The 402-nt window shown below is 64.2% G+C and carries 1 protein-coding gene; it reads left to right on the top strand.

Translation table 11 applies throughout. The annotated features are described in order from the left end of the window. Positions 1 to 402, top strand: a 402-nt coding sequence (locus EN893_RS37825) for a YcjX family protein (RefSeq protein WP_164901583.1), incomplete at both ends; no start/stop codon positions are given.

Genomic DNA, 402 nt, shown 5'->3' with positions numbered 1-402 from the left:
TCCTCGAGCAGCAGCCCGACGACGCGGTGCCGCGTTTCCAGTACGAGGACCACATTGCCGCCCTGCTCAACGACCGCGCCTGGCCCGATTCGACGCGCGCCATTTCGGAACTGCGGCTGACCATCGAATATGAATCGGCCTCCGGCTGGAGCCGCATGTTTTCCTCGGGCAGACTGTCGGTCGATATTGTCGACTATCCCGGCGAATGGCTGCTCGATCTGCCGCTGCTCGGCAAGTCCTTCGCCGATTTTTCGCAGGAAGCCTTCGAAATGGCCGTTCTGCCGGTGCGCGAGGACCTGTCGCAGAGCTGGCGGGCGTTGTCGGCCGGGATCGATCCGAACGCCGATGCCGACGAGATGACGGCGCGCCGGCTAGCCGAGAACTTCGCCGCCTATCTGAAGG

Origin of the sequence: Mesorhizobium sp. M7A.F.Ca.CA.004.04.2.1, assembly GCF_004022825.1 — a bacterium.
In the GTDB taxonomy this organism is placed as follows: domain Bacteria; phylum Pseudomonadota; class Alphaproteobacteria; order Rhizobiales; family Rhizobiaceae; genus Mesorhizobium.
This window is presented reverse-complemented; position numbering and strand designations above follow the sequence as displayed.